This window comes from Streptomyces sp. NPDC060000 (assembly GCF_042737375.1).
In the GTDB taxonomy this organism is placed as follows: domain Bacteria; phylum Actinomycetota; class Actinomycetes; order Streptomycetales; family Streptomycetaceae; genus Streptomyces.
Genome location: NZ_JBHWUU010000030.1, coordinates 1 through 22,437, shown reverse-complemented (window position 1 = coordinate 22,437; position 22,437 = coordinate 1). Strand labels below are relative to the sequence as shown.

The following is a 22,437-nucleotide window of genomic DNA, read 5'->3' as shown; positions in this document are numbered from 1 at the left end:
ACGTCGAGAACGCGGCGGGCTCGATCGTGAGGATCGGGCAAAGTTCGTGACCGGCGACTTCAACGGCGACGGACGCGGCGACATCGCGGCCCTGCACCCGAAGCCGGACACCAGCCTGGAGATGCTGACCTTCCTTGGGCAGGCCAGTGGCGGCTTCGCCGCGCCGCTCCCCTCCTGGAATGTCGGAAAGAACGTCATGCACGGCACTTACATGACCCCGGAGGCGGGGGACTTCAACGGTGACGGCCGCGACGACGTCGCCATCTGGTACGCCTACCCCGACGGCACCACCAAGCTGTTCACCCTCACCGCCAACGTCCGTGGCGGCTTCAACAACCCCTTCGAGTCCTGGTCGGCGCCTTCTGGCACCTGGCTGCGCAGTCGCTGCAAGTTCACCACTGGTGACTTCAACGGCGACGGACGCGACGACATCGCCGTCTTCTACGGTCAGGGCGACGACACCATCCGCACCCACACGTTCCTCGCCGCCGTCACCGGAGGCTTCGGGAACCCGACGTCCTGGTGGTACACCGGCTCGCTCGACTGGGACAAGGCCACCCCGCACGCCGGTGGCTTCAGCGGCGACGGGCGCGACGACATCATGATCTGGTACGACTACGACGACGGTAGCGACAGGGTCTCCACCATGACCGCCGTATCCGACAAGGACCAGTTCGGCTCCGCCAAAGTCACCCTCGACGGCAAGAAGAGCTGGGACATCAAAGCGACCCAGCTGGCCACCGGCGACTTCAATGGTGATGGCTACGATGATCTAGCCGCCCTGCGCAAGCAGGACACCGCTGTCCAGACCTGGACCTGGAACTGGTCCGCCGTCGACGGGGCCTTCACGGGTGGCCTCGCAGGCTGGACCGCTCCCACCAGCAGCTACCCCTATGAACCGATGAAGCTGGTCACCCCCTACAACTGATCACACAGCCACCCGCGGGTCCGGGGCGCACGGTGCATCCGTTCGCCCCGTACTCTTTCCATCTTTGGTTCACGCCCCGGCCGAACGACAAAGGACCCCCTTGACCCCCACCCCGGCCCCCAACCGCGACCGGTTGCCCTCGCTCACCGGGTTGCGGTTCTGGGCGGCGCTGCTTGTTGTGCTGTATCACCTGTCTCGGCAGGTGGGGGCCGTGCCGGGGGTCAGTGAGGCGGTCTGGTACGGGCGTAGTGGCGTCACGTTCTTCTTCGTGCTGTCAGGGGTCGTGCTCGCCTGGACCTACGACGGCGCCGGGGTGTCCGCGCGGGTGTTTATGTGGCGGCGGTTCGCGCGGGTCTGGCCGATGCTCGCCGTCAGTGTCGGGGCGTCCGTCGGGGTCTGGTGGGCGCTCATGGGCCGGGCTGTCTCCCTCAAGGCGATCGCCGCGACCCTGCTGCTCGTGCACGCGTGGTTCCCGCAGCCTGTCATCTTCACCGGGGGCAACCCGGCCGCCTGGTCGCTCAGTGACGAGGCCTGGTTCTATCTGACCTTCCCTGTACTGCTGGCCGTGTTCGCGGGGCGGCGGGGCAGGGTGTGGGGCTGGACGGCGGTCGGCGTCAGCTGCGCGGCGCTGCTGCTGTGGCCCGCCCTCTCCGGGGCCTCGCCCACCACCCGCACCTGGGCGCTCGACTATCTGCCGCTGACCCGGTCTCTCCAGTTCGTGCTGGGTGTGGTGGCCGGGCTGGCTCTCAAGCGTGGGTGGCGGCCTCCCGTGTCGCTGCCGGTGGCCGTCGGGCTCGTCGTCGCCTGGCATCTCGTGCTGATTCCCTGGTCGAACGCCGTCCCGGACGCGGTCTGGTACAGCCCCTACTCCGCCTCGCAGCTGGTCTCCGCGCCCCTCTTCGCGGCCCTGATCTGCGCCGCCGCCCGCGCCGACCTCGACGGCAGGCGGACCGGGCTGGGCGGGGCCTGGATGATCAGGCTGGGGCACTGGTCGTTCGCCTGGTACCTCATCCACGAGATCGTGATCCGGGTGGCGGTGTTCGAGTGGGGCAAGCCCGCGCCCGGGAGCGAGACGTTCGTGTTCTGGGCGGGGGTACTGGTCGTCAGTCAGGCCTTCGCCGCCATCGCCTATCACTGCGTCGAGCATCCGGCCGAACGTCGGCTGCGGGGCCTGGTGGTCGCGCCCTCCGTGGACGCCTCAGCGCAGCGGAGTCGGAGTCGGACGGCCGCCTGAGCGGGCGCGGTAACGGGCGACCGTCCTCGAGAGAGCGACGATCAGCAGGCCCACGCCGATGATCAGGGAACCCACGGCGAGGAGCGCCAGGAGCACAAGTGTCGGGTTGACCCAGGCCGGAACGAGGTCGTACGAAGCGTTGCACTTGTTGTGCAGCGGGAAGACCTGCGACGGCTCGCGCCAGTGCTCCGCGCGGTAGTCGTCGTCGAACTTCTGGCCCTCCAGGAGCGTGCAGGTCTCCGCCACGTCCAGGCCGCCGGACCACGCTCCCCAGAACCACGTGAGGAACAGTCCCACGCACGACAGCGCCGAGAGCGTCAGCCAGTGGACCGGCGTCCGCCGCATGAACCTCGCACCCGCGTTCCCGCCCATCCCGCGTTCCCGCCCATCCCGTGGTTCACCATCCCGTGGTTCCCCCCGGTCCCGTGGTTCCCCCCCCGGTTCCGGGATTCCGCCTTCCCGTCGCTCCCCCTTCCCGTCGCTCCCCCTTCCCGTCATTCTCTCTTCCCGTCATTCTCTCTTCCCGTCATTCTCTCTTCCCGGCGATCAGAAGGGTCCCTTACTCCCAACTGCCGTCTGTACCATGCGCTTTGTCCTGTGTCCGCACCCGTGGGCCGGGGCGGCCTCGGGGAGGGGACCGGACATGCTGAGCGAAGCGTTGACCGTGGCTGCGGCCAGCGGGGGGATGGCCGTCGTGCAGGCGGCCGGGGCGGACGGTTGGGCCTGGTTCCGGGTGCGGTGCGCCCGGCTCGTCGGGCTGGGGGACGCCGACGCCGAGCGTGAGGCGCTGGACCGGCTCGATCGGACCGCGGCCGTGCTGGACGCCGTCGACGAGGGTGAGCGGGAACGGGTGCGGGCCGTGCACGCGGTGTTGTGGCAGGGGGAGTTCGCGTCGTTGATCGAGTCCCTCGGCGGGCCGGAGCGGGAGCGGCTCGTCGAGCAACTGGTGAGGCTGACCAGGGAGTTCGGCAGCAGCGACGGGCAGTCGCTCGGTGGCGCCGTCAGCGGCAACACCTTCCACGGGCCTACCGCCGTCCAGACCGGCGATCACAACCGGCAGGAGAACCACTTCGGGTCCGGGTCCGGGTCCAATTCCGGTTCCGGGTCCAATTCCGGTTCCGGGTCCAATTCCGGTTCCGGGTCCGGGTCCGGTAGATGACCGAACCCGGCGGCAGCGACTCCGTCTCCGGGAACTCCTTCCACGGCCCCACCGCCTTTCAGGCCGGGGATCACAACACCCAGAGCATCCATCACCACACAACCCACATCACCCCCGCGGCCACCGGCGCCGCGGACCCCCTCGACGCCGTCGCCGACGAACTCGCCCGGGTCGTAGGGGCGCAGTGGCAGGAGGAGGCCGGGCTGCGGCGGCTGCTGGAGCCGACGCCGCTGCCCGTGCGGTGGCGGGTGAGTGAGCGGAAGGTGGCGGGGCGGGTCGGCGGGGCCACTGCCGAGGGGGCGGCCCGGGCGCGGTTCGTTCCGTTGCCGGGACTCGGCCCGACCACCCGCGGTCAGCTCCGCGACGGCGGCGGGCTGCCCGAACTGCACGCCGTCTACGGCGGGTTGGCCTCCGGACGGCTGCTGGTCGTCGGGCCGCCGGCCGCCGGGAAGACCGCCGCCGTCGTGCTGCTGCTCCTCGACGCGCTCGCCCATCGGGCCGCGCGGATCGCGCCCGCCGACCGGTCCCGCGTGCCGGTGCCCGTACTGCTCTCCCTCGACGGGTGGAATCCGGGCGAGGACACCGCCACCGACTGGGCCGCCGACCGGCTCACCCGCGCGTACACCCTCTTCCATGGAAGGGGCGGACGCGCCCGCGCCCGGCAACTGCTCGAGCAGGGCCGTATCTCCCTCTTCCTCGACGGGCTCGACGAGGTCACCGGCAGACTGCGCGGGGCCATGGTCAGCGCACTGGAAACGGCGCCCTTCCGGCTGGTGCTGGTGTCACGGGCCAGGGAAGCCGTGCTCACCGCCAAGAAGGCCCGGCTGGGCGGTGCGCTCGCGGTGGAGATCCAGCCGGTCGGCGCCGCCGACGCCGCCGGGTATCTGCTGAACCGGCTGCCCTCCACACCGTCCCCCGCCTGGCGGGAACTCGCCGGGCGGCTCGTCGCCGAGACCGGCCCGCTCGCCGCCGCCCTCGCCGGCCCGCTCGCCATCGCCCTGCTGCGCGACGTCTACGGCGATGACGACCCCGTCGACGAGCTCCTCGACACCGCCCGCTTCCCCACCCCCTCCGCCGTCGAGAACCATCTCCTCGATCACGCGGTCGCAGCCGCCTACACCCGGCGCCCCGGACACCCCCGCCCCCGCTACTCCGCCCGGACGGCCGAGCGCACGCTCCGGTATGTGGCCGCCCGGCTCACCCGGGAGGGCACGCGCGATCTGCGCTGGTGGCACATACCCGGCTGGACGGGCCACCGGCCCCGGTTGATAGCCGTGTGGACGGTCTGCACGGTGGTGTGCGGGACACCCGGGGTGCTCATGGCCCGGAGCCTCGACCCGAGCCTTCTCGTGGTCGTGCTCGGGGCGCTCGCGGCGATCGGCGGCGGCTACGAGATCTCCCGCCGGGTCGCGGAACTCAACGTTGCGCAGCCCCTGTCGAGCGCGGGCCGGCGTGACATCTTCACGAGGCGGACGATCCTGTCCGGCGTCGGGCAGTGGCTGCTCGTGGGCACCATGCTCGACCTCCTGGTACCGCTGCTGAGCGACCCCGCTCCGCCATGGTGGCTCTGGTACCTGGTCACACTGCCGCTCGGTTTCAGCGAGGTGCTGGTCACGGGCCGGGGGTACGAGATCGTCTCCGGTGCTCCCGTCCTCTCGCTGGGCTCGGGGCGCCGCTACGACAAGGTGCGCGAGAGCTACGTCCGGCCCTCAGTGGTGGACACGCGGTCGGTGGGCCCGCTCGAGGTGTGGCGGCACCACATAGGGCTGCGCCTCTTCCTGGGGCTGCTCACCGGGTTCGCCCTCGCGCTGTACATCGGCCCGATCCTGGCGTGGACACGATCCCCGCTGCTGGGAGCGATGTTCGGGCTGACGGCCTTCGTGTGGACCGGCGCCACCTCGTGCCTGGCCGGAAACCTCGCCGTCGCCACCTCCCTCACCGCCGTACAGCTCCACCACGAGGAGGGCACCCCCGTACGGCTGGTGCACTTCCTGGAGGACGCCCGCCGCCGCAATCTGCTGCGGGCGACGGGCCCCGTCTACCAGTTCCGGCACGCACGGCTTCAGGAGCGGCTCGCCAGAGACAGATGACGCTGATCAACCGCTCGGCAACGGCTCCTTCTCGGCCCGCGTCGACTCGGCCGCCGTCACCGCCTTCGCCGTGGCGAACCTCGCCCGCGGTCCCATGAAGAGGTACGACAGGCCGAAGCCGCCGCAGACCACGGCCGCGCCGCCGGCCGCGTCCAGCAGCCAGTGGTTGCCGGTCGCCACGATCGCCGACACCGTGAAGAGCGGGTGCAGCAGGCCCAGCGCCTTCATCCACCACTTCGGGGCGACGATCGCGATGACCAGCCCGCACCACAGGGACCAGCCGAAGTGCAGGGACGGCATCGCCGCGTACTGGTTGGTCAGCGCCGTCAGCGTGCCGTAGTCCGGCTTGGAGAAGTCCTGGACGCCGTGGACCGTGTCGATGACTCCCAGGTTCGGCATCAGGCGGGGCGGGGCCAGCGGGTAGAGCCAGAAGCCGACCAGGGCCAGCAGGGTCGCGAAACCGAGGGAGGAGCGGGCCCAGCGGTAGTCGACCGGGCGGCGCCAGTAGAGGACGGCCAGCACCGACAGCGGGACCACGAAGTGGAAGGACTCGTAATAGAAGTCGAAGAAGTTCCGCAGCCACGCGACGTTGACGACCCCTTGGTTGGCCCAGTGCTCGATGTCCATGTGCAGGAATTGCTCGATGTCGAGGATCTGCCGGCCGTGCTCCTCCGCGCGCGACCGTCCGCCGGAGTTCGTACCGCCGGTCGCCGCCAGCCTGACCTGCTGGTACGCCGCGTATGTCACGCGCATCAGCAGGAGTTCGAGGAGGAGGTTCGGGCGGGTCGGCACCCGCTTCAGGAACGGAAGCAGTGGTACGTGCTTCCAGCGCGTCGGGACCGGCTCCGCGTGCTCCGCCGGAACGGGCGTGCGGTAGTACGGCGACGTGCGCGGCAGGAAGGGGAGGACCGTGGCCGCCGCGACGGCCGCGAGCAGTATCGCGTTGTCGCGCAGGGGGTACAGGGACGCCATGTGCGGCAGCAGCATCTTCGCCGGGAGGGTCGTCACCAGGACGACCGCCACCGGCCACACATAGCGGTCGGACGCGCGCTTGCCGACCCGCCCCACCACCGCCGGCAGCACCCAGAGCAGTTGGTGCTGCCAGGTCGTGGGCGAGACGACGATCGCCGCGCAGCCCGTGACGGCCACGGCCAGCAGCAGCTGGCCGTCGCGCGCGTAGCGGACCGCCCGGCGGACGCCGAGGACGGCCACGGCCGCGCCCAGCGAAAGGAACAGGCCGATCTCCAGCGGTCCGGAGAGGCCGAGGCGGAGCAGGGCGCCGTGCAGGGACTGGTTGGCGAGCGCGTCGGCCTCGCCGCCGAGACCGACGCCGGCCATGTGGTGCACCCAGTAGGTGTACGAGTCGTGCGGCATCGCCGCCCAGGCGAGCGCGGTCCCCACGGCGAACGAGGCGCCCGCGGCGGCCGCGGCGCGGCGGCGGCCGGTGAACCACAGCAGCGCGGCGAAGAGCAGGACGGTGGGCTGGAGGGCGGCCGCCAGGCCGATCAGCACGCCGGCGGGCCGCCAGTCCCGTACGACGAAACAGCCGAGCAGGACCAGCAGCACCGGGATGATGCTGGTCTGGCCGAGCCAGAGGGTGTTGCGCACGGGCAGCGACAGCATCAGCAGGCTGCTCGCGACCGGCGCGGCCAGCAGGGCCGTCCGTCTGTTGACCGGCTGGGGCAGGGCCCGGGCCATGACCAGGGCGAGGGCGGCGACCAGCACCAGGGTGCCGAAGGTCCAGCCCCAGCCCAGGGCCTGTTCGGCCGCTCTGGTGAGGGGCTTGAGGACGAGCCCGGTGAAGGGCGTGCCCGTGAAGCGCGTCGAGTCGTAGAGCGAACCGTTGACGTGCAGCACGCCGTCCGGTCCGACCCAGGTCTCCAGGTCCGTGAGGCGTTCTCCGCGTGGGGTGCCGAGGACGACGGCCACCTGGCGTACCGCGAGGACCGCCGCGACCAGCCAGAGGCCGAGGCGGGCCGCGCGCAGACGCACTCTCGCCGTGTCGCCCGCCGTCGCTCCGAATGCCTCCGCCGGTCGCCCGCTCTGCTCCGCATTCGCCACGCCTCGTCGGCCTCCAACCCCGTTGGTCCCACGCGTGCGGCGCGAGAGGTCTCCCACCGCACCCTATGAGGCTCGCACCGCCCCAGGACACAGACGCAGGCCACCCCCGCTTCACCTGATGTCCGCTGTCCTTTTGTCCGAAAGACGATAGTGGTCCCGCGGCCGTGCCGCTTCCACGGAGCGGTCTACAGGGTGGTTTACGGGGCGGTCTACGGGCGGGCCGGGGGCGGGAGTCGGGCCGGCCCCGGACCAGGCTCGGATCAGGTTCGGACCGCACTCGGATCAGGTTCGGATCAGGTTCCGACCGGACTTGGATCAGGTTCGGATCAATTTCCGACCGGACTCGGATCAGGTTCGGGCCGTACTCGGATCAGGTTCGGATCAGGTCTCGAACGGAACAGGGGCTGCAGCCGTACCGTCGTTGCCACCACAATGCGCGCTGGCGGGTACGGAGAGTGCTGGAGGGGATACGAGGCATGGTCGGTTTCCTGCGGGGACTGCGGGCGCGTCGGAAGCGGATACGCGGGCGGATCACAGCCGTGCTGCTGGCTCTGCTGGCGATTCAGCTCGGTTCGCTCTTCGCGCCTGCCTACGCCTGCGGCTGCGGTGCGCTGCTTCCGGGTGACCAGCGGCAGGTCGTGGTCGGCCGTGAGGTCTCCGTCGTGCGCTGGGACGGCGCGCAGGAACAGATCGTGATGCGTCTGACGGTCGACGGGGACGCCGAGCGGGCCGCCTGGATCATGCCCGTGCCGCACCGGGCGACGGTGGGGCTCGGCGACCCGGAGCTCTTCGACCAGCTGGCCAGGGCCACGGCCCCCGTGCACCGCACCCGGCACCACTTCTGGCCGCAGGACGGGGACTGGCCGCTGACCACGGGCGGTGACATGGCGGGGCCGCCGCCGCCCCGGGCCGTGCAGGGCGTCGGCGTGATCGGACGTGAGCGGCTCGGGCCGTTCGAGGTGGCCCGGCTCACCGCCACCGACCCCGGCGACCTGGACGACTGGCTGCGCAGCAACGACTTCACCCTCCCCGCCCGCCTCGAAACCGCGCTCCAGCCGTATGTCGCAATGCACTGGGAGTACGTGGCGGTCCGGCTGACCCCCGAGAGCGCCGGCACGGCGCTGCGCGGAGAGCTCGAGCCGCTGCACCTCACGTTCACCGCCGACTCCCTCGTCTACCCGATGCGGCTGTCCCGGCTGGCGGCCACACCGCAGTCGCTCGGCCTGTACGTCCTCGCCGCGCACCGCATGGAACCGGCCTCGCGGATCGGCGGCGAGCGGCCCCGGGTGACGTTCGCGGGGCCGGTGGGCAAGGTGACGGGGCCGCTGGCCGCGCTGGCGAAGGGCACGCCGTTCCTTACGGCCGTCGCCCAGGAGTTCCCGCGCCCCTCGGAGATCTCCGGGGACCACGAACTGCGCCGGGCGGCGACGGACACCGCGTTCCGGCAGGTGATCTACGAGGACCGGCTGCTCGCGCTGGCCGGGATCCCGGTGTGGCTGTTGACGGTCGTCGGCGGACTGGCCGTCCTGAACACGGCCGCGCTCGTCCTGGGAGTCCGCTGGGGCCGAGCCCGCCGAGCGACCCTGCCCCGCCCTCGCCACGCGTCGGGCCCCCACCCGCCGACCCCGACAGCCCCTACGGCCCCGACAGCCCCACCGCTTGCGACGGCAACCGTGCCGGGGACGACAGCAACCGTGCGGGGGTCTGCGGCAACCGCGCCGGGGACGACAGCAACCGTGCCGGGGCCGGCCGCGGGCGCCGGAATCTCGGCTTCGTCTGCGCCCACTCCGCCTCCCATGCCGATACGGCCGCCGTTCGTGGGGCGTACTCCTCCTGCTCCCGGTACTCCCCCTGAACCCGCACGGCCGCCCGTCCTTCCCGCCTCTTCCGTTCCTCCCGCCTCTTCCGTTCCTCCCGCCGATTCCGTACCTCCCGCCGATTCCGTCCTTCCCGTCTCCCCCCTCCCACCCAGGCCGGCCCTCCCGCCGAGGCCGCCCCTACCGCCCCGGACGCCGCAGATGCCTTCCGCGCGGCCCACTCCCCCCGCGCCACGGACGGCGCCTTCCGCGTCCTTCGCGCCTTCCGCCGCGCCCCCTGCGCCGAACGGCTGAAAGCCCCGGCGGGGGACCCGCGCGTCTCGACTTAGCATTCCTGACTAGACAAGCCGCCGGATATGTCAGGTACACGAGAGGCAGAGCGCATGAGCGAGTCGCAGGCCTGGGACGCCGTCGACGCCTACTTCACCGACCATCTCGCCCCGGACGACGAGGTGACGGCGGCCGCGCTGCGTGACAGCGAGGCCGCCGAACTGCCACACATCAACGTCACACCGAACCAGGGCAAACTGCTCCAGCTGTTCGCCGAGATCCAGGGGGCCCGGACAATCCTGGAGATCGGCACGCTCGGCGGATACAGCACGATCTGGCTGGCCCGCGCGCTACCGGCGGACGGCAGGCTGATCTCGCTGGAGTACGACCCCCTGCACGCGGAGGTCGCGACCCGCAACATCGCCCGCGCGGGCCTCGACAAGGTGGTCGAGGTGCGGGTCGGGCCGGCCCTGGAGTCGCTGCCCCTGCTGGCCGACGAGAACCCGCCCCCGTTCGACCTCGTCTTCATCGACGCCGACAAGGTCAACAACGCCCACTACCTGGAGTGGGCGCTGAAGCTCACGAGCGTGGGCAGTCTGATCGTCGTCGACAACGTCGTACGGGGCGGCCGGGTCGTGGACGCGGACAGCGACGCGGGGGACGTGCTCGGCACCCGCGCCGCGATCGAACTGATCGGCTCGCACCCGAGGCTCAGCGGCACGGCGATCCAGACCGTGGGGGCGAAGGGCTACGACGGCTTCGCGCTGGCGCGCGTGCTGGCCTAGCCGCGGAGCCTTCCCCGTCACACCTCGTGGTAGAAGCCCACGTTGACGCTGCGCGGCCCGGTGCGGTCGAGGACGATGATCTCGCCGGAGCCGCCGCGCGCCAGCGGCAGGGTCCCGCCGTAGACGAGCGGCTGCGCGTACGCGCCGGAGACCAGCCGCACCTCGGAGGACGGCTCGTCCTGCGAGCCGCGCAGCCAGGAGACCTGCCAGACGCCCTCGGGGCCGCACAGGAACTCCAGATGCACCCGGGAGACGAACAGCCAGTCCTCGGGGGTCGCGAGGCGACACACGGACTTGTCACGGCCCACCCGAAGCACGGCACCCGGGTCGCTGGGCGAGTCGGCCATCAGCATGCCGGCCGTGGCGCCCTCTTCCGTCCCCGAGACGGTGGCCATGGTGAGTTCGAGCACGTGCGCTCCCCTTGAGGTGTCTTTGACATGCCTGTCGGCGTCCTGGGTCCTAAGTGTGCTTGTACAGCGGGCGCATGATAAATCGCCCGGCCCCGCCGCGTCCGGCACAATGGACGCATGACCGAGCGAAAGCCACCTGGTGTCCCTTTCGAGTCCTGGGTCGACAAGCAGATCCGAGATGCGGAGCAGCGCGGCGAGTTCGCGCAACTCCCGGGCACGGGAAAGCCGTTGCCGGAGATCACGGACACCGCGTACGACGAACTCTGGTGGATCAAGCGGAAGATGGCCCGTGAGGGTCTCTCCGTCCTGCCACCGGCGCTCGCCCTGCGCAAGGAGGCGGAGGACGCGCTCGCGGCGGCTCACGCGGCGCCTTCGGAACGCCTCGTCCGGAAGATCGTCACGGACGTCAACGTGAAACTGCGCGACATGATGTTCAAGCCGCCGCCCGGCCCCCCGCTGGGGATGCAGCCGTACGACGTCGAAGCGGTCGTACGGGAGTGGCGGGAGCGCCGGGCGGCGGCTGGAGAAACTGCTGGGGCGGATGGGGCGGACAGGGCCGCTGGGGCCGGAGGAGCCGGGGCGTCAGAGGTGTAGCAGCCGCTCCGTCAGTTCGCGGTAGTCCCGCAGGGCCAGGCGGAGCTGCTCGGTGTCGATGTCCCTCATGGCCGTCGCCGCGTGGTCCTTGCCGTCCTTGCCGTCCTTGGCGCCCTCCGCCGACTGCCAGGAACCGCGCAGGGTACGGCGTCGCCGGTCGACGGCGTCGGTGAAGCGTGCGGCGAGTTCCTCCAGGACCTGGTCGGCCTCCGAGACGGCGTCCCGCGGAGCGTCGACGAACCCGACGACCGCGTGTCGCATGCGTGAGGCGATGCGGTCGCACTCGTCGACCGGCAGGAGCGACGCGCCGTGGCCGCCGGGCTCGGCGGCCGCTGTCGTCGGTACCCGGCCGGCGACGGTGTCGACCGCGCCCGGCTCCCGGTGCCGGGGCGATGCCCCGTCCTGGTCGGAGTCGCGGAGTGCGTCGGTGTCCCGTTCGGCGCCGGCCGCCCGGCCGCGTGCCGCTCCGGCGCCGGCCGTGTCGGCGTCCGCTGCGAGCGGCGTCGGCTCCCCCACGGCTGTCGTGGCGCGGGACTCGGCCGACGTCGGGCCCTTCTCGCCCGGCAGGAGACGCCCGCCGGAGGAGCCGCCCCGGCCGGCCGACACGGCGTCGCCGGACCGTACGGCCTCACCGGCTGAACCGGTCGTATTGGTGGCACCGGTCGCGGTGGCACCGGTGGCACCGGTGGCGCCGGTCGAGGCGCCGGTGCCACGAAGCCCGGCAGCGCTGGACCGCCTCGCCTCGGCGGACCGTGCGGCCTCGTCGGCGGGTACGGCCTCGCCGCGCTTCACGGCGCCGGTGCGGTCGTCCGCCGGTCGGCGGCTCTCCGGGTCGGCGGCCGTGCCCGGTGTCACGTCCGGTGACGCGTTCGGAGTGATGTTCGGTGTGTTGTTCGGGGTCAGGTCAGACATGGGGGTCAGCCCTCCTTCGCCTGGTGGCGGTGGAAACCGCGCGGCAGGCGGTGGCCGGAGCCGGAGCCGTCCTGGCTCACGCTCTCCCGGCGCTCCTGCGCGCGCGCCCGGCCGGACTCGTGGTGGGCCGAGCCGAGCAGGTCGTCGAAGAGGGCGCGGGCCTCGACCATGGCGGCCCGCATGTCCTCGGTGTTGGGTGCGCGGCCGTCACCCGGGCCGGGCGTGCCCGGCGTTCCGGAGAGGCCTGCCGTGCTCGTGTCGTGCGTACCGTCGCCGTTGACGCGGACCCGTGCGACGCGGTGGACGCGTCGGTAGCCGTGGACATGGTGCGGGTGGTGGACGGAGAGTGCGCCGAGCTGCTCCTCGTACTGGCCGCCGTCCGGGAAGCCCCGGGCGCCCGCGACCTCGGCGAGCAGCTGGTCGGCCTCGGTGACCGCCTCCCGGGGCGAGTCGACGAACCGCTCCTGAGCGGCCGTCCAACGGGCCTCGAACCGCTCGCGCTCGGCGGGCTCCAGCGGGCGCTCGCGCAGCCCGCCGTGCCGCTCCACGAGGGTGTCGAGCTCCCGCTCGGCAGCCTTGACGTCTCCGTCGTGGCGGGCCACGGCCCGGTCGTACTCGGGCCCGAAGCGGCGCTTCAGACCGTGTCCGCCGTGCGAGCCGCGGGCCCGCACGGCCAGGACGGCCGCGACGGCGACGATGGCCGCCACGACCACGATCAGAGCGATGATCACTCCTGTGGACATGCCTTGCCTTCCGGTGTGTCGGCCCCACGGGCCGGGTTACGTTCCGTGTTGCCCGGACGGCCCCGCCCAAACGGACCGCGCATTGTCCACCCATATTCGGTTGCGCGCCCGCCGGGCCGGCTTCGGACAATGGCCCGCATGACGACGTCGCCGGCTTGGACCATCACCGCCGAACCCTTCGACGCCCCGGACTCCCTCGCGCTCTGGCGGGCCTACTACACCGAGGTCAGCGACCGCTACTACCTGCTGCACGAGGGACGCCGGACCGGCCCGGTCGAGCTGGAGCGGGAGATCGCCGCCCAGACCGGCGCCGAACTCGCGCCGCCCGGCGGCCGGTTGCTCGTCGGGCGGTACGGCGGTGAGCCGGCCGGCAGCGCGGGCGTACGGCTGCTGGACGCGGCCACGGCGGAACTCACCCGGGTGTTCGTCCTGAAGGGGCTGCGCGGCAAGGGAGGCGCGGCGCTCCTTGTCCGCACGGCCGAGGACGCCGCCCGAGCGCTCGGCGCCACCCGGATGATCCTCGACACCCGCGGTGACCTGGTCGAGGCCCGTGCCCTGTACGCCCGGCTGGGCTACGCGGAGACCGAGCCGCACAACGCGGACCCGTACGCCGACCACTGGTTCGGCAAGTCGCTTCAGCCGGTGGTCAGTTGAGCCGGTGGTCGGGCATCACCCGTCCGCCGTAGGGCTGTTCCCGGTCCGAGCCGCACAACTCGCTGTTCAGCTCCTTGACCAGCTGAACCAGGTCGGTGGGCCGGTTGGGCCCCCACCAGTCGCCGAGCAGCTCGGCCAGGGACTCCTCACGGGCGTCGGCGAGCCGTTCGGCGACCTCGCGGCCCTCGTCGGTCAGGGCCATGGCGAGGCCTTCGCGCATGGCGAGTCCGCGCCCCTCGACCTGCCGGGCGGCCTCGACGATCATCGGCAGCGGGACGGTCGTACGGTCGGCCAGCATCGCCGGCTCGACACTGCCGCAGCGTCTGATCCGCAGCAGCAGCCAGCTCGACGCCGGAAGGAGGTCCTGGCCGGCCCGGTCACTGATCTTCCGGTAGATCTCGCGGCGGCCCTGGCGGGTGCCGAGGACGGACAGCGCCCGGCACACCTCGTCGTACGAGGACCGTTCCACCGGGTTGCTGGCGAGGGTCTCCGTCACGTCGGGCGCGGTGACCGAGCCGCGCAGCGGGTCCTCCTTGAGGAACCACGCCAGGACGAAGCCGAGAAGGGCGACGGGTGCGGCGTACAGGAAGACGTCGGTGATGGCCGAGGCGTACGCGTGCAGGGCCTGCGGTCGCAGGGCGGACGGCAGCTCGGGGATACCGCGCGGGTCGGACTCCAGTCCGCCGACCGAGACCCCGGACGGGAGTCGCACGCCCCGGAATGCCTCCGTGAGCTTGTCAGCGAGGCGGCCCGCGAAGACCGTCCCGAAGATCGCGACGCCGAAGGAGGCTCCGATCGAGCGGAAGAAGGTGGCGCCGGAGGTGGCGACGCCGAGATCCTCGTACGCGACGGCGTTCTGCACGATCAGCACCAGCACCTGCATGACCAGGCCGAGGCCGAGGCCGAAGACGAAGAAGCAGGCACTCATCCCGGCCGTGGAACTGTGCTCGTCGAGCCGGTGCAGGAGGAGCAGGCCCAGGGTGGTGACGCCGGTGCCGGCGATCGGGAACACCTTCCAGCGGCCGGTGCGGCTGACGATCTGCCCGGAGACGGTGGACGACAGCAGCAGGCCCGCCACCATCGGCAGCATGTGCACACCGGACAGGGTCGGCGAGACGCCCCGCACCACCTGGAGGAAGGTCGGCAGGTACGTCATCGCGCCGAACATCGCGAAGCCGACGATGAAGCTGATCACGGCGGAGAGGGTGAAGGTGCGGATGCGGAACAGCTTGAGCGGGAGCACCGGTTCGGCCGCCCGCCGCTCCACCGACACGAACGCCACGGCCAGCAGCACGCCCAGCACCGCCAGGCCGATGATCTGCGGCGAGCCCCAGTCCCAGGTGGTGCCGCCGAGGGAGGCCACGAGGACCAGGCAGGTGGCGACCGCCGCGATGAGGAAGGTGCCGAGGTAGTCGATGATGACGTGCTTCGTGGCCCTGCGCGGGATGTGCAGGACCGTCGCGATGACGGCGAGGGCCACGACGCCGACGGGCAGGTTGACGTAGAAGACCCAGCGCCAGCTCAGGTGCTCCGTGAACAGACCGCCGAGCAGTGGGCCGAGGACGCTCGTGGCGCCGAACACCGCCCCGAACAGGCCCTGGTAGCGGCCACGTTCACGTGGCGGGACGATGTCGCCGACGATCGCCATCGACAGCACCATCAGACCACCGCCGCCCAGTCCCTGGAGCGCCCGGAAGCCGATCAGCTGCGGCATGTTTTGCGCCATTCCGCACAGCGCCGAACCGATCAGGAAGATGACGATCGCGGTCTGGAACAGTCTTTTGCGTCCGTACTGGTCACCGAGTTTGCCCCAGAGCGGGGTCGCGGCCGTCGAGGCCAGCAGGTAGGCGGTGACCACCCATGACAGGTGCTCCATACCACCGAGCTCGCTGACGATCGTGGGCAGGGCGGTCGACACGATCGTCTGGTCCAGGGCGGCGAGGAGCATGCCGAGCAGGAGGGCGCCGATCGAGACGAGAACGTTTCCGGACACGTGTTCCTCACGTGGATCCGCCGCCCTGCTGCGCGCGTCCAAGACCATGGATGCCTCCTGAGCCTCCGGTGACCCTTTCCATCGTGATCGGTGTGACCCGTTATGGCCTCTCGAGTCCTCTTGCGCCCTGACGGAATCCGACATTCCGGGGGCCGCTAGCAGCGAGGTGTGTGGAGGATCTGCATAATCTCTGGAGTTTGAACGGGGAGGGACGAACACGTGATCGATCCGACGGGGCATGAGGGGCGCCAGGGGCAGCAGGGACTGCCGTGCCCGGAGTGCGGAGCGCTGCGCGCGCTCGACAACACCCCGTCATGCTCCTGCGCCCGGCGCGCCTCCGAGAACCTGCGCGAGACGCGCACTACGGAGGCGGCCGCCGCGGAGGACTTCGATCCGTTGCGGATACGCCCCTACGTCGAGTTCGGCGCCGAGGCCGGAACAGAGCCCGGGAGCGAGTTCGGAAGCGAGTTCGGAAGCGCACCCGCGGGCGACTTCCGGGGTGCGACCCCGCCGGGCGAGTACGGGAACTCGACCCCGAGCGAGTACGGAAGCTCGACCGCGGGCGGCTTCGGCAGGGCGACCGTGGGCGAGCCCGGTGGCGGCTACCCGGGCGGCGCGACGGGTTCGGCGTGGCGGGCAACCCCCTCCGCCGGTGCGGCCGACGTGACCACACCCCTGCCGACCGACGTGACCATGCCGCTGCCGGCTGTTCCGACCGCCCCGGCCGATCCGGACATGCCGGGCAGTCCGAACGTACCGACCGTGCCGGTGGACGCGACGATGCCGCTGCGCGCCGTGGACGCCGCCCCCGCCGGTCCGGCGCCGGACATGACGGCCGCACTGTCCACTCCCCTGGCGCCGTCCGCCTCCGAACCCAGCACCACCGACCTGAGCCTGTTCGAGGCGGCGGACGTGGGCGCCGTCGGCCCCGGCGACGAGGAACCGCACCGCCCGCGCCGACGCCGCACGCTGCTGGTCGCGACGACCGCCGCCGTCGTGGCCGTGGTGACGGCCGCCGGGTTCGCCTCCGGGCTGTTCTCGTACGAGAAGCCGACGCGCGACGGGGCCGCTCCCGAGGACGTGCGGGCGGCCGTGCCCGACGCCTCGACCAGCGCGCCCTCGGCATCGGTCTCGGCGAGCCGCTCCGCGTCCCCGTCGGCCTCCGAGGCTCCGCCGTCACCCTCCGAGAGCGAGAGCCCTTCGCCCTCCGCCTCGGAGTCGAGCGCCTCGCCGTCGGCGTCCCCGTCGGCCGAGGCCGGGCAGACGGCCACGCCGACCGCCCGGGTGACCGGCTCCCTGGCACCCGGCAAGGGGGCCGACAACCAGGACGACCCCACCGAGGCGGTCGTCCTGCGGCGCGGCGACAAGGGTGCCGAGGTGACCGAACTCCAACTGCGCCTGCACCAGTTGTTCCTCTACAGCGGCGAGGCAGACGGCACGTTCACCGGCGAGGTCGAGGACGCGCTGCGCAACTACCAGTGGTCCCGGGGTACGACGGACGACGGCCTGGGCGTGTACGGGCAGCTGACCCGAACCCGCCTGGAATCGGAGACGACGGAACCGTAGGAAGGGCCCCGCCTCACTCCACGTGGATCCGGACCCCGGACTCCGTCGTCTCCACACGGATCTGCCGCAGGTCCTGGACCACCGCGTCGGGGTCGTGCGCGGTCGCCCGCGGGCCGACGCCCACGACCCGCATTCCGGCGGCGCGGCCGGCCGTTATGCCCGCCCCCGAGTCCTCGAACACCACGCACTCGGCCGGGGCGATCCCCAGCTCGGCCGCGCCCTTCAGGAAGCCCTCGGGGTCCGGCTTGCTCGCGCCCACCGACTCGGCGGTGACGCGCACGTCCGGGAGCGCAAGTCCCGCCGCGGCCATTCGGGCCGTCGACAGCGGGACGTCCGCCGAGGTGACCAGCGCGTGCGGGACGCCCCGCAGGGAGGCGAGGAACTCCGGCGCGCCGGGCACCGGCACGACGCCGTCCATGTCGGCGGTCTCCTCCGCCAGCAGCCGCGCGTTGTCCTCGAAGTTCAGGTGGCTGGGCCGACTGGGCAGCAGCACGGCCATGGAGGCGTGCCCCTGGCGGCCGTGGACGACCTTCATCACCTCGTCGCCGTCGAGCCCGTGCGCGTCGGCCCAGCGCCGCCAGACCCGCTCGACGACGGCGTCGGAATTCACGAGGGTGCCGTCCATGTCGAGCAGCAGGGCGCGGGCGGTCAGGACGGGCATGAGCGACTCCAGGTAGGAAGAGACAAGGCGGCCCCGCCCGCCGGTCAGGGAAAACGAGCGGGAGCCACTTTGTTTCTCCACGGTACAAAACAACCCCGGTCCACCGCCACCCGGGACGGAGCGCTCCGAAGAGCATTCACCCGCCGTTCACCGCCCGGTCGGGCGCGGGGGCGGGCGCAGGGGCGGACTCGACGTCGGCCTCGGCGTCGAGCTCAGCCGGCGATCGCCTCCCACAGGCTCCACACCCCGAGCGCCAGCATCAGCAGCGCCGCGATCCGCGTGATCAGCTTCAGCGGCACCCGCTTCATCAGCGCCTTTCCGCCGACGATGCCGAGTCCGGCCACCGCCCACAGGGCCAGCACCGCACCCAGCCCGACGGACAGCGGATCGTCGTAGCGGGCGGCGAGGTTCGCCGTCATGATCTGGGTGAGATCGCCGAACTCGGCGACGAGGATCAGCATGAAGCCCGCGCCCGCGACCTTCCAGAAGGACTGGTCCTCAGGCCGCCGGATCTCCTCCTCGCCCTCGTCCTTCTTCAGCAGCAGCACCGCCGCGCCACCGAGGAACAGGACACCGGTCAGCGCGTGCACGAGCTGCTGCGGGAGCAGGGTCAGCACACTGCCCGCCGCGACGGCCAGCACGACATGCAGCGTGAAGGCGGCGGCGACCCCGGCGAAGACGTACGAGGCGCGGTAGCGGGTGCCGAGGACGAGGCCGGCGAGCGCGGTCTTGTCCGGCAGCTCGGCCAGGAAGACGACGCCGAAGACGAGCGCCGTCACGGTGATGCTGATCAAGGTTCCTCAATCGGTCGGGGCCGCCCCACCGAGAGTCCTGAAGGTCAGGAAGACGCTTCGGGAAAGAAGACACCTCGGCACGGCAGCACACATGTCATCCGTGCCGAGGGGCACGGATGTGCACTGCTTGCCGAAGGTCTCGCTGGCCGACCCCTGACGGGCCTGCCTCCGGGCGCCGGCTCAGACGAGCTGAGCAGTATGTCGACGGTCCGGCGAAGAGCTACTCCCCTTCTGCGTCTCCCATTGTACGAGATCGTTCTGCCATAAACCTTGTCGTGTCATGTACGCGTCACTAACTTCTAACCGGACGCACACCTCCCCGCAATGTGCGGCCGCGAGCATTCCCTCGCTCGCGCTCCAACACCCCGCCTCCCCCATGGAGTTCGCATGTCGAAGTTCTACGCGCGTGGACGGCTGAGCATACTCGCCGCCCTCACCGGCCTCATAGCCTCGGTCGGGCTTCTCAACGGCCCGACCGCCTCCGCCGCGCTCCCCACCCCGGTCAGCGCCGCCACCGCCCGCACCTACCTCGCCTCCCTCACCGTGAAGACCGAGAACCGCACGGGCTACGACCGCGACCTCTTTCCCACCTGGATCACCATCAGCGGCACGTGCAACACGCGTGAGTACATCCTCAAGCGGGACGGTTCGAACGTCGTCACCAACTCCGCCTGCACCGCCACCAGCGGCAGCTGGTACTCCCCGTACGACGGCGCCACCTGGACCGCCGCATCCGACCTCGACATCGACCACCTGGTCCCGCTCGCCGAGGCCTGGGACTCCGGGGCCAGCGCCTGGACCACCGCCCAGCGCCAGGGCTTCGCCAACGACGTCACCCGCCCGCAGCTGATCGCCGTCACGGACAACGTGAACCAGTCCAAGAGCGACCAGGACCCGGCCGAGTGGATGCCGTCGGTCACCTCGTACCGCTGCACCTACGTCCGCGCCTGGGTGCAGGTGAAGTACTACTACAACCTCTCGGTGGACTCCGCCGAGAAGAGCGCGCTCACCAGCTACCTCGCGAGCTGCTGATCGACTCGTGACCGCAGGATCTCGCCACTCCCCTCCGTCGTTCCGTACCGTACGGGGCGACGGAGGAGAGTGATCGTGTGACCGGACTGCGGCTGGGACCGCTGCTGAGATACGCCGACGGCTCGACGGCGACCGTCTGGGTCGAGGCGAGCCGCCCGTGCACCGCGGAGGTGCGCTGCGCGGACGGCGCCCGCGGCACCGCCGGCACCTTCCAGGTGGCGGGCCACCACTACGCCCTGGTCCCGGTGACGGGCCTGACGGCGGGCACGGCCACGGCGTACGAGGTGTTCCTCGACGGCACCCGGGTGTGGCCACTGCCCGACTCCCGCTTCCCGCCCTCCGAGATCCGCACCCCCGCCGCGGTCGACGCAGACCGCGACACCGGGGACGGGGACGGCGCCGGGGACGGGGACGGGATCCGGGTGGCGTTCGGGTCCTGCCGCTGGGCGGCGCCCCCGGCCGGCGGACACGACCCCGTGGGCCCCGACGCCCTGGACAGCCTGGCCTCCCGCCTCGCCGCGGATCCGGCGGCCGAACGGCCCGACGTACTGCTGCTGCTGGGCGACCAGGTGTACGCCGACGAGGTCTCCGACGCGACCCGGGAGCGGATCGCCACCCGCCGCGGCCTCGCCGATCCACCGGGCGCCGAGATCGCGGACTTCGAGGAGTACACCTGGCTCTACTACGAGTCCTGGCTCGACCCCGAGGTGCGCTGGCTGCTGTCCACCGTGCCCAGCTGCATGGTCTTCGACGACCATGACGTGATCGACGACTGGAACACCTCCGCCTCCTGGCTGGCCGACATGCGGGCCACCGCCTGGTGGCGCGAGCGGCTGCTGAGCGGCCTGATGTCGTACTGGGTGTACCAGCACCTCGGAAACCTGGCCCCCGCCGAGCTGGCCGCCGACCCGCTCTACGCCGCCGTACGCGAGGCCCCCGACGCCACCGACGAACTGCGCGCCTTCGCCTCCCGCGCCGACACCGACCCGGCGTCCGTGCGGTGGAGCTACCGGCGCGACTTCGGGCGGGTACGGCTGCTGATGGTCGACAGCAGGGCGGCGCGGGTCCTCGACGAGGACGGGCGCTCGATGCTCCACCCGGGCGAACAGGCCTGGCTGCGCGAACAGACCCTCGACGGGCCCGGCTCCTACGACCACCTCCTGATCGGCACCTCGCTGCCCTGGCTGCTGCCGCACCTGGTGCACGACGCCGAGGCGTGGGACGCGGCCCTGTGCCGGGGCGAGCGCGGGGCGCGCTGGGCCCGCATGGGGGAGAAGATACGGCGCGGGGCGGATCTGGAGCACTGGGCGGCCTTTCCGGAGTCCTTCGCCGCGCTGGCGGAGCTGATCGCGGAGGCGGGGTCAGGGGCGGGGGCACCGGCGAGCGTGCTCGTGCTCTCCGGGGACGTGCACCACGCGTACCTGGCCGAGCCGCGCTGGCACGAGGGGCCCGGCCCCGACGCGCGGGTGCTCCAGCTCACCTGCTCCCCCGTCCACAACTCCGTTCCCGCGTCGATCCGGGTGGGCTTCCGCTTCGGCTGGAGCGCCGTGGCCCGGGCGCTCGGCCGCCGTCTGCGCCGGCACGGCCGCTGCCCCAGGCCGCCGGTCGACTGGCGGAAGAGGGGCGGGCCGTGGTTCGGCAACCAGCTCATGTTCCTGACCCTGCGCGGGCGTTCGGCCCGGCTGCGGCTGGAGCAGGCGCGGGGGGACGGGGCGCTGACGACGGTCGAGGAGTCCGACCTGACTCCCTGAGGCGGGCCCCGGTGCCCCGGGGCCCGGCGCCCGCGTTGACGTCCTCGCCGACGGCCGTCCCCACGCGGTGGACGGCCATGTGACCGGCGGACCGGACGTGCGCACGCAGCCGCACATCACCTGATGGGCCATCAAGCCCGCCTGCGCACATGGCAGTTCGCTTCCGGCATGCCCCCAGGGGCATGCACCGGCTCACCGCGCGGCGGGCCGTCGCCCAGGGTGGATTCGGTCACGTTCTCGGATGCGGACCCGGTGGCGAGAACAGCTCTCCGTGCGCCGATCAGCGAGGTCGAACCCGTACGGCGCCCCGAACGGAATCCCGGTCGGCACCCCGGAGGGGACCTGAGCCATGGCTAAAAGTTGAACTTGCAAGCATCGATCAGGTCCGCCTAACGTGTGTCGCTCATTCGGTACCGCCGCCCCCACCGGCCGGTCCTTCCCCCATCCGGGACCGGCCAGACCGACACCGAAGGAGCACCCCCCACCATGTCCGCTCGCCTCAACACCGCACAGCCGTACGCGGTCGGCCTCTTCCGCATCGTCGTAGGCCTGCTCTTCGCCTGCCACGGCGCGGCCTCGCTCTTCGGCGTCCTCGGCGGCGCCTCGGGCACCGACGGCGGCACGCTCGACGCCGGCACCTGGCCCGGCTGGTACGCGGCCGTGATCCAGCTGGTCTGCGGCACCCTGGTGCTGCTCGGCCTCGGTACCCGGGCCGCCGCGCTCCTGGCCTCGGGTTCCATGGCGTACGCCTACTTCGACGTGCACCAGCCGAACGCCCTGTGGCCGATGCAGAACGGCGGCGAGGCCTCCGCGATGTTCTGCTGGGCCTTCCTGCTGCTGGTGTTCACCGGTTCCGGCGCTCTCGGCCTGGACCGTCTGTTCGCCGGCCGCGCGGCCGGCGAGCGGGAGCCCGCGGCGCGCAAGACCACGGTTTCCGCCTGACCCGGTTCGAACGGCACCGCGATCCGCGGTCACCCGGGCCC

The 22,437-nt window shown here is 71.8% G+C and carries 20 protein-coding genes; 12 read left to right on the top strand and 8 right to left on the bottom strand.

Features of this window, described 5'->3' with window-relative positions; translation table 11 throughout:
* Positions 1-46: 46 nt before the first annotated feature.
* Positions 47-928: an FG-GAP repeat domain-containing protein gene (locus ACFWBB_RS17780; RefSeq protein ID WP_385272599.1), complete on the top strand. Its 882-nt coding sequence runs from the start codon at positions 47-49 to the stop codon at positions 926-928.
* A 100-nt stretch (positions 929-1,028) separates the two neighbouring features.
* Positions 1,029-2,162 carry an acyltransferase family protein gene (locus ACFWBB_RS17775; protein ID WP_385272596.1) on the top strand — a complete coding sequence of 378 codons (1,134 nt, stop codon included), beginning with the start codon at positions 1,029-1,031 and terminating at the stop codon, positions 2,160-2,162.
* Here the strand turns inward: ACFWBB_RS17775 and ACFWBB_RS17770 are convergent.
* Positions 2,127-2,507, bottom strand: coding sequence for a hypothetical protein (locus ACFWBB_RS17770; RefSeq protein WP_385272593.1), 381 nt, complete (start codon positions 2,505-2,507; stop codon positions 2,127-2,129). The genes ACFWBB_RS17775 and ACFWBB_RS17770 overlap by 36 nt on opposite strands.
* A 298-nt stretch (positions 2,508-2,805) precedes the next feature.
* On the opposite strand from ACFWBB_RS17770, the gene ACFWBB_RS17765 reads away from it, so the two are divergent.
* Complete coding sequence (locus ACFWBB_RS17765) at positions 2,806-3,321, top strand: hypothetical protein (protein WP_385272590.1); 516 nt, start codon at positions 2,806-2,808, stop codon at positions 3,319-3,321.
* Positions 3,318-5,411 carry a hypothetical protein gene (locus tag ACFWBB_RS17760; RefSeq protein ID WP_385272587.1) on the top strand — a complete coding sequence of 698 codons (2,094 nt, stop codon included), beginning with the start codon at positions 3,318-3,320 and terminating at the stop codon, positions 5,409-5,411. Before ACFWBB_RS17765 ends, ACFWBB_RS17760 begins: the two co-directional genes overlap by 4 nt.
* A gap of 6 nt (positions 5,412-5,417) precedes the next feature.
* Here ACFWBB_RS17760 and ACFWBB_RS17755 read toward each other — a convergent pair whose 3' ends face one another.
* Positions 5,418-7,472: a bifunctional glycosyltransferase 87/phosphatase PAP2 family protein gene (locus ACFWBB_RS17755; RefSeq protein WP_385272584.1), complete on the bottom strand. Its 2,055-nt coding sequence runs from the start codon at positions 7,470-7,472 to the stop codon at positions 5,418-5,420.
* Positions 7,473-7,948: 476 nt separating this feature from the next.
* Between ACFWBB_RS17755 and ACFWBB_RS17750 the strand changes: the two genes are divergently transcribed.
* Together ACFWBB_RS17750 and ACFWBB_RS17745 are read left to right on the top strand one after the other, a co-directional pair.
* The gene (locus tag ACFWBB_RS17750; protein ID WP_385272581.1) at positions 7,949-9,583 is read left to right on the top strand and encodes a DUF2330 domain-containing protein; all 1,635 of its coding nucleotides are present in this window, start codon (positions 7,949-7,951) and stop codon (positions 9,581-9,583) included.
* An 89-nt stretch (positions 9,584-9,672) separates the two neighbouring features.
* Positions 9,673-10,344: an O-methyltransferase gene (locus ACFWBB_RS17745; protein WP_385272578.1), complete on the top strand. Its 672-nt coding sequence runs from the start codon at positions 9,673-9,675 to the stop codon at positions 10,342-10,344.
* Between the two features lie 17 nt (positions 10,345-10,361).
* Here the strand turns inward: ACFWBB_RS17745 and ACFWBB_RS17740 are convergent, their stop codons facing one another.
* On the bottom strand, positions 10,362-10,754 hold the full coding sequence (locus ACFWBB_RS17740) for a hypothetical protein (RefSeq protein ID WP_385272575.1): 393 nt from the start codon (positions 10,752-10,754) through the stop codon (positions 10,362-10,364).
* Positions 10,755-10,871: 117 nt separating this feature from the next.
* Here ACFWBB_RS17740 and ACFWBB_RS17735 point away from each other — a divergent pair, with 117 nt between their 5' ends.
* Positions 10,872-11,348: a DUF1992 domain-containing protein gene (locus tag ACFWBB_RS17735; RefSeq protein WP_385272572.1), complete on the top strand. Its 477-nt coding sequence runs from the start codon at positions 10,872-10,874 to the stop codon at positions 11,346-11,348.
* Here ACFWBB_RS17735 and ACFWBB_RS17730 read toward each other — a convergent pair.
* Complete coding sequence (locus tag ACFWBB_RS17730) at positions 11,337-12,260, bottom strand: hypothetical protein (RefSeq protein ID WP_385272569.1); 924 nt, start codon at positions 12,258-12,260, stop codon at positions 11,337-11,339. The genes ACFWBB_RS17735 and ACFWBB_RS17730 overlap by 12 nt on opposite strands.
* Before the next feature lie 5 nt (positions 12,261-12,265).
* Positions 12,266-13,003 (bottom strand): hypothetical protein, encoded by a 738-nt coding sequence (locus tag ACFWBB_RS17725; RefSeq protein WP_385272566.1) that lies wholly within the window; start codon positions 13,001-13,003, stop codon positions 12,266-12,268.
* Positions 13,004-13,132: 129 nt separating this feature from the next.
* Between ACFWBB_RS17725 and ACFWBB_RS17720 the strand changes: the two genes are divergently transcribed.
* Positions 13,133-13,657 (top strand): GNAT family N-acetyltransferase, encoded by a 525-nt coding sequence (locus tag ACFWBB_RS17720; protein ID WP_385272563.1) that lies wholly within the window; start codon positions 13,133-13,135, stop codon positions 13,655-13,657.
* Here ACFWBB_RS17720 and ACFWBB_RS17715 read toward each other — a convergent pair.
* Positions 13,650-15,698, bottom strand: coding sequence for a DHA2 family efflux MFS transporter permease subunit (locus ACFWBB_RS17715; RefSeq protein WP_385272561.1), 2,049 nt, complete (start codon positions 15,696-15,698; stop codon positions 13,650-13,652). The two genes, ACFWBB_RS17720 and ACFWBB_RS17715, sit on opposite strands and share 8 nt — an antisense overlap.
* 171 nt (positions 15,699-15,869) lie before the next feature.
* On the opposite strand from ACFWBB_RS17715, the gene ACFWBB_RS17710 reads away from it, so the two are divergent.
* Positions 15,870-17,216: a peptidoglycan-binding protein gene (locus tag ACFWBB_RS17710; RefSeq protein WP_385272558.1), complete on the top strand. Its 1,347-nt coding sequence runs from the start codon at positions 15,870-15,872 to the stop codon at positions 17,214-17,216.
* A gap of 13 nt (positions 17,217-17,229) precedes the next feature.
* Here the strand turns inward: ACFWBB_RS17710 and ACFWBB_RS17705 are convergent, their stop codons facing one another.
* Entirely contained in the window at positions 17,230-17,877 is a 648-nt protein-coding gene (locus tag ACFWBB_RS17705) for an HAD family hydrolase (RefSeq protein WP_385272555.1), read from the bottom strand.
* A gap of 212 nt (positions 17,878-18,089) precedes the next feature.
* Positions 18,090-18,671 carry a TMEM165/GDT1 family protein gene (locus tag ACFWBB_RS17700; RefSeq protein WP_385272552.1) on the bottom strand — a complete coding sequence of 194 codons (582 nt, stop codon included), beginning with the start codon at positions 18,669-18,671 and terminating at the stop codon, positions 18,090-18,092.
* A 387-nt stretch (positions 18,672-19,058) separates the two neighbouring features.
* On the opposite strand from ACFWBB_RS17700, the gene ACFWBB_RS17695 reads away from it, so the two are divergent.
* From ACFWBB_RS17695 to ACFWBB_RS17685, 3 genes are all read left to right on the top strand, one after another.
* Positions 19,059-19,703: an HNH endonuclease family protein gene (locus ACFWBB_RS17695; RefSeq protein ID WP_385272549.1), complete on the top strand. Its 645-nt coding sequence runs from the start codon at positions 19,059-19,061 to the stop codon at positions 19,701-19,703.
* 77 nt (positions 19,704-19,780) lie between these two features.
* Entirely contained in the window at positions 19,781-21,454 is a 1,674-nt protein-coding gene (locus ACFWBB_RS17690; protein ID WP_385272546.1) for an alkaline phosphatase D family protein, read from the top strand.
* Positions 21,455-21,940: 486 nt separating this feature from the next.
* Positions 21,941-22,396 carry a DoxX family protein gene (locus tag ACFWBB_RS17685; RefSeq protein ID WP_385272543.1) on the top strand — a complete coding sequence of 152 codons (456 nt, stop codon included), beginning with the start codon at positions 21,941-21,943 and terminating at the stop codon, positions 22,394-22,396.
* Positions 22,397-22,437: the final 41 nt, after the last annotated feature.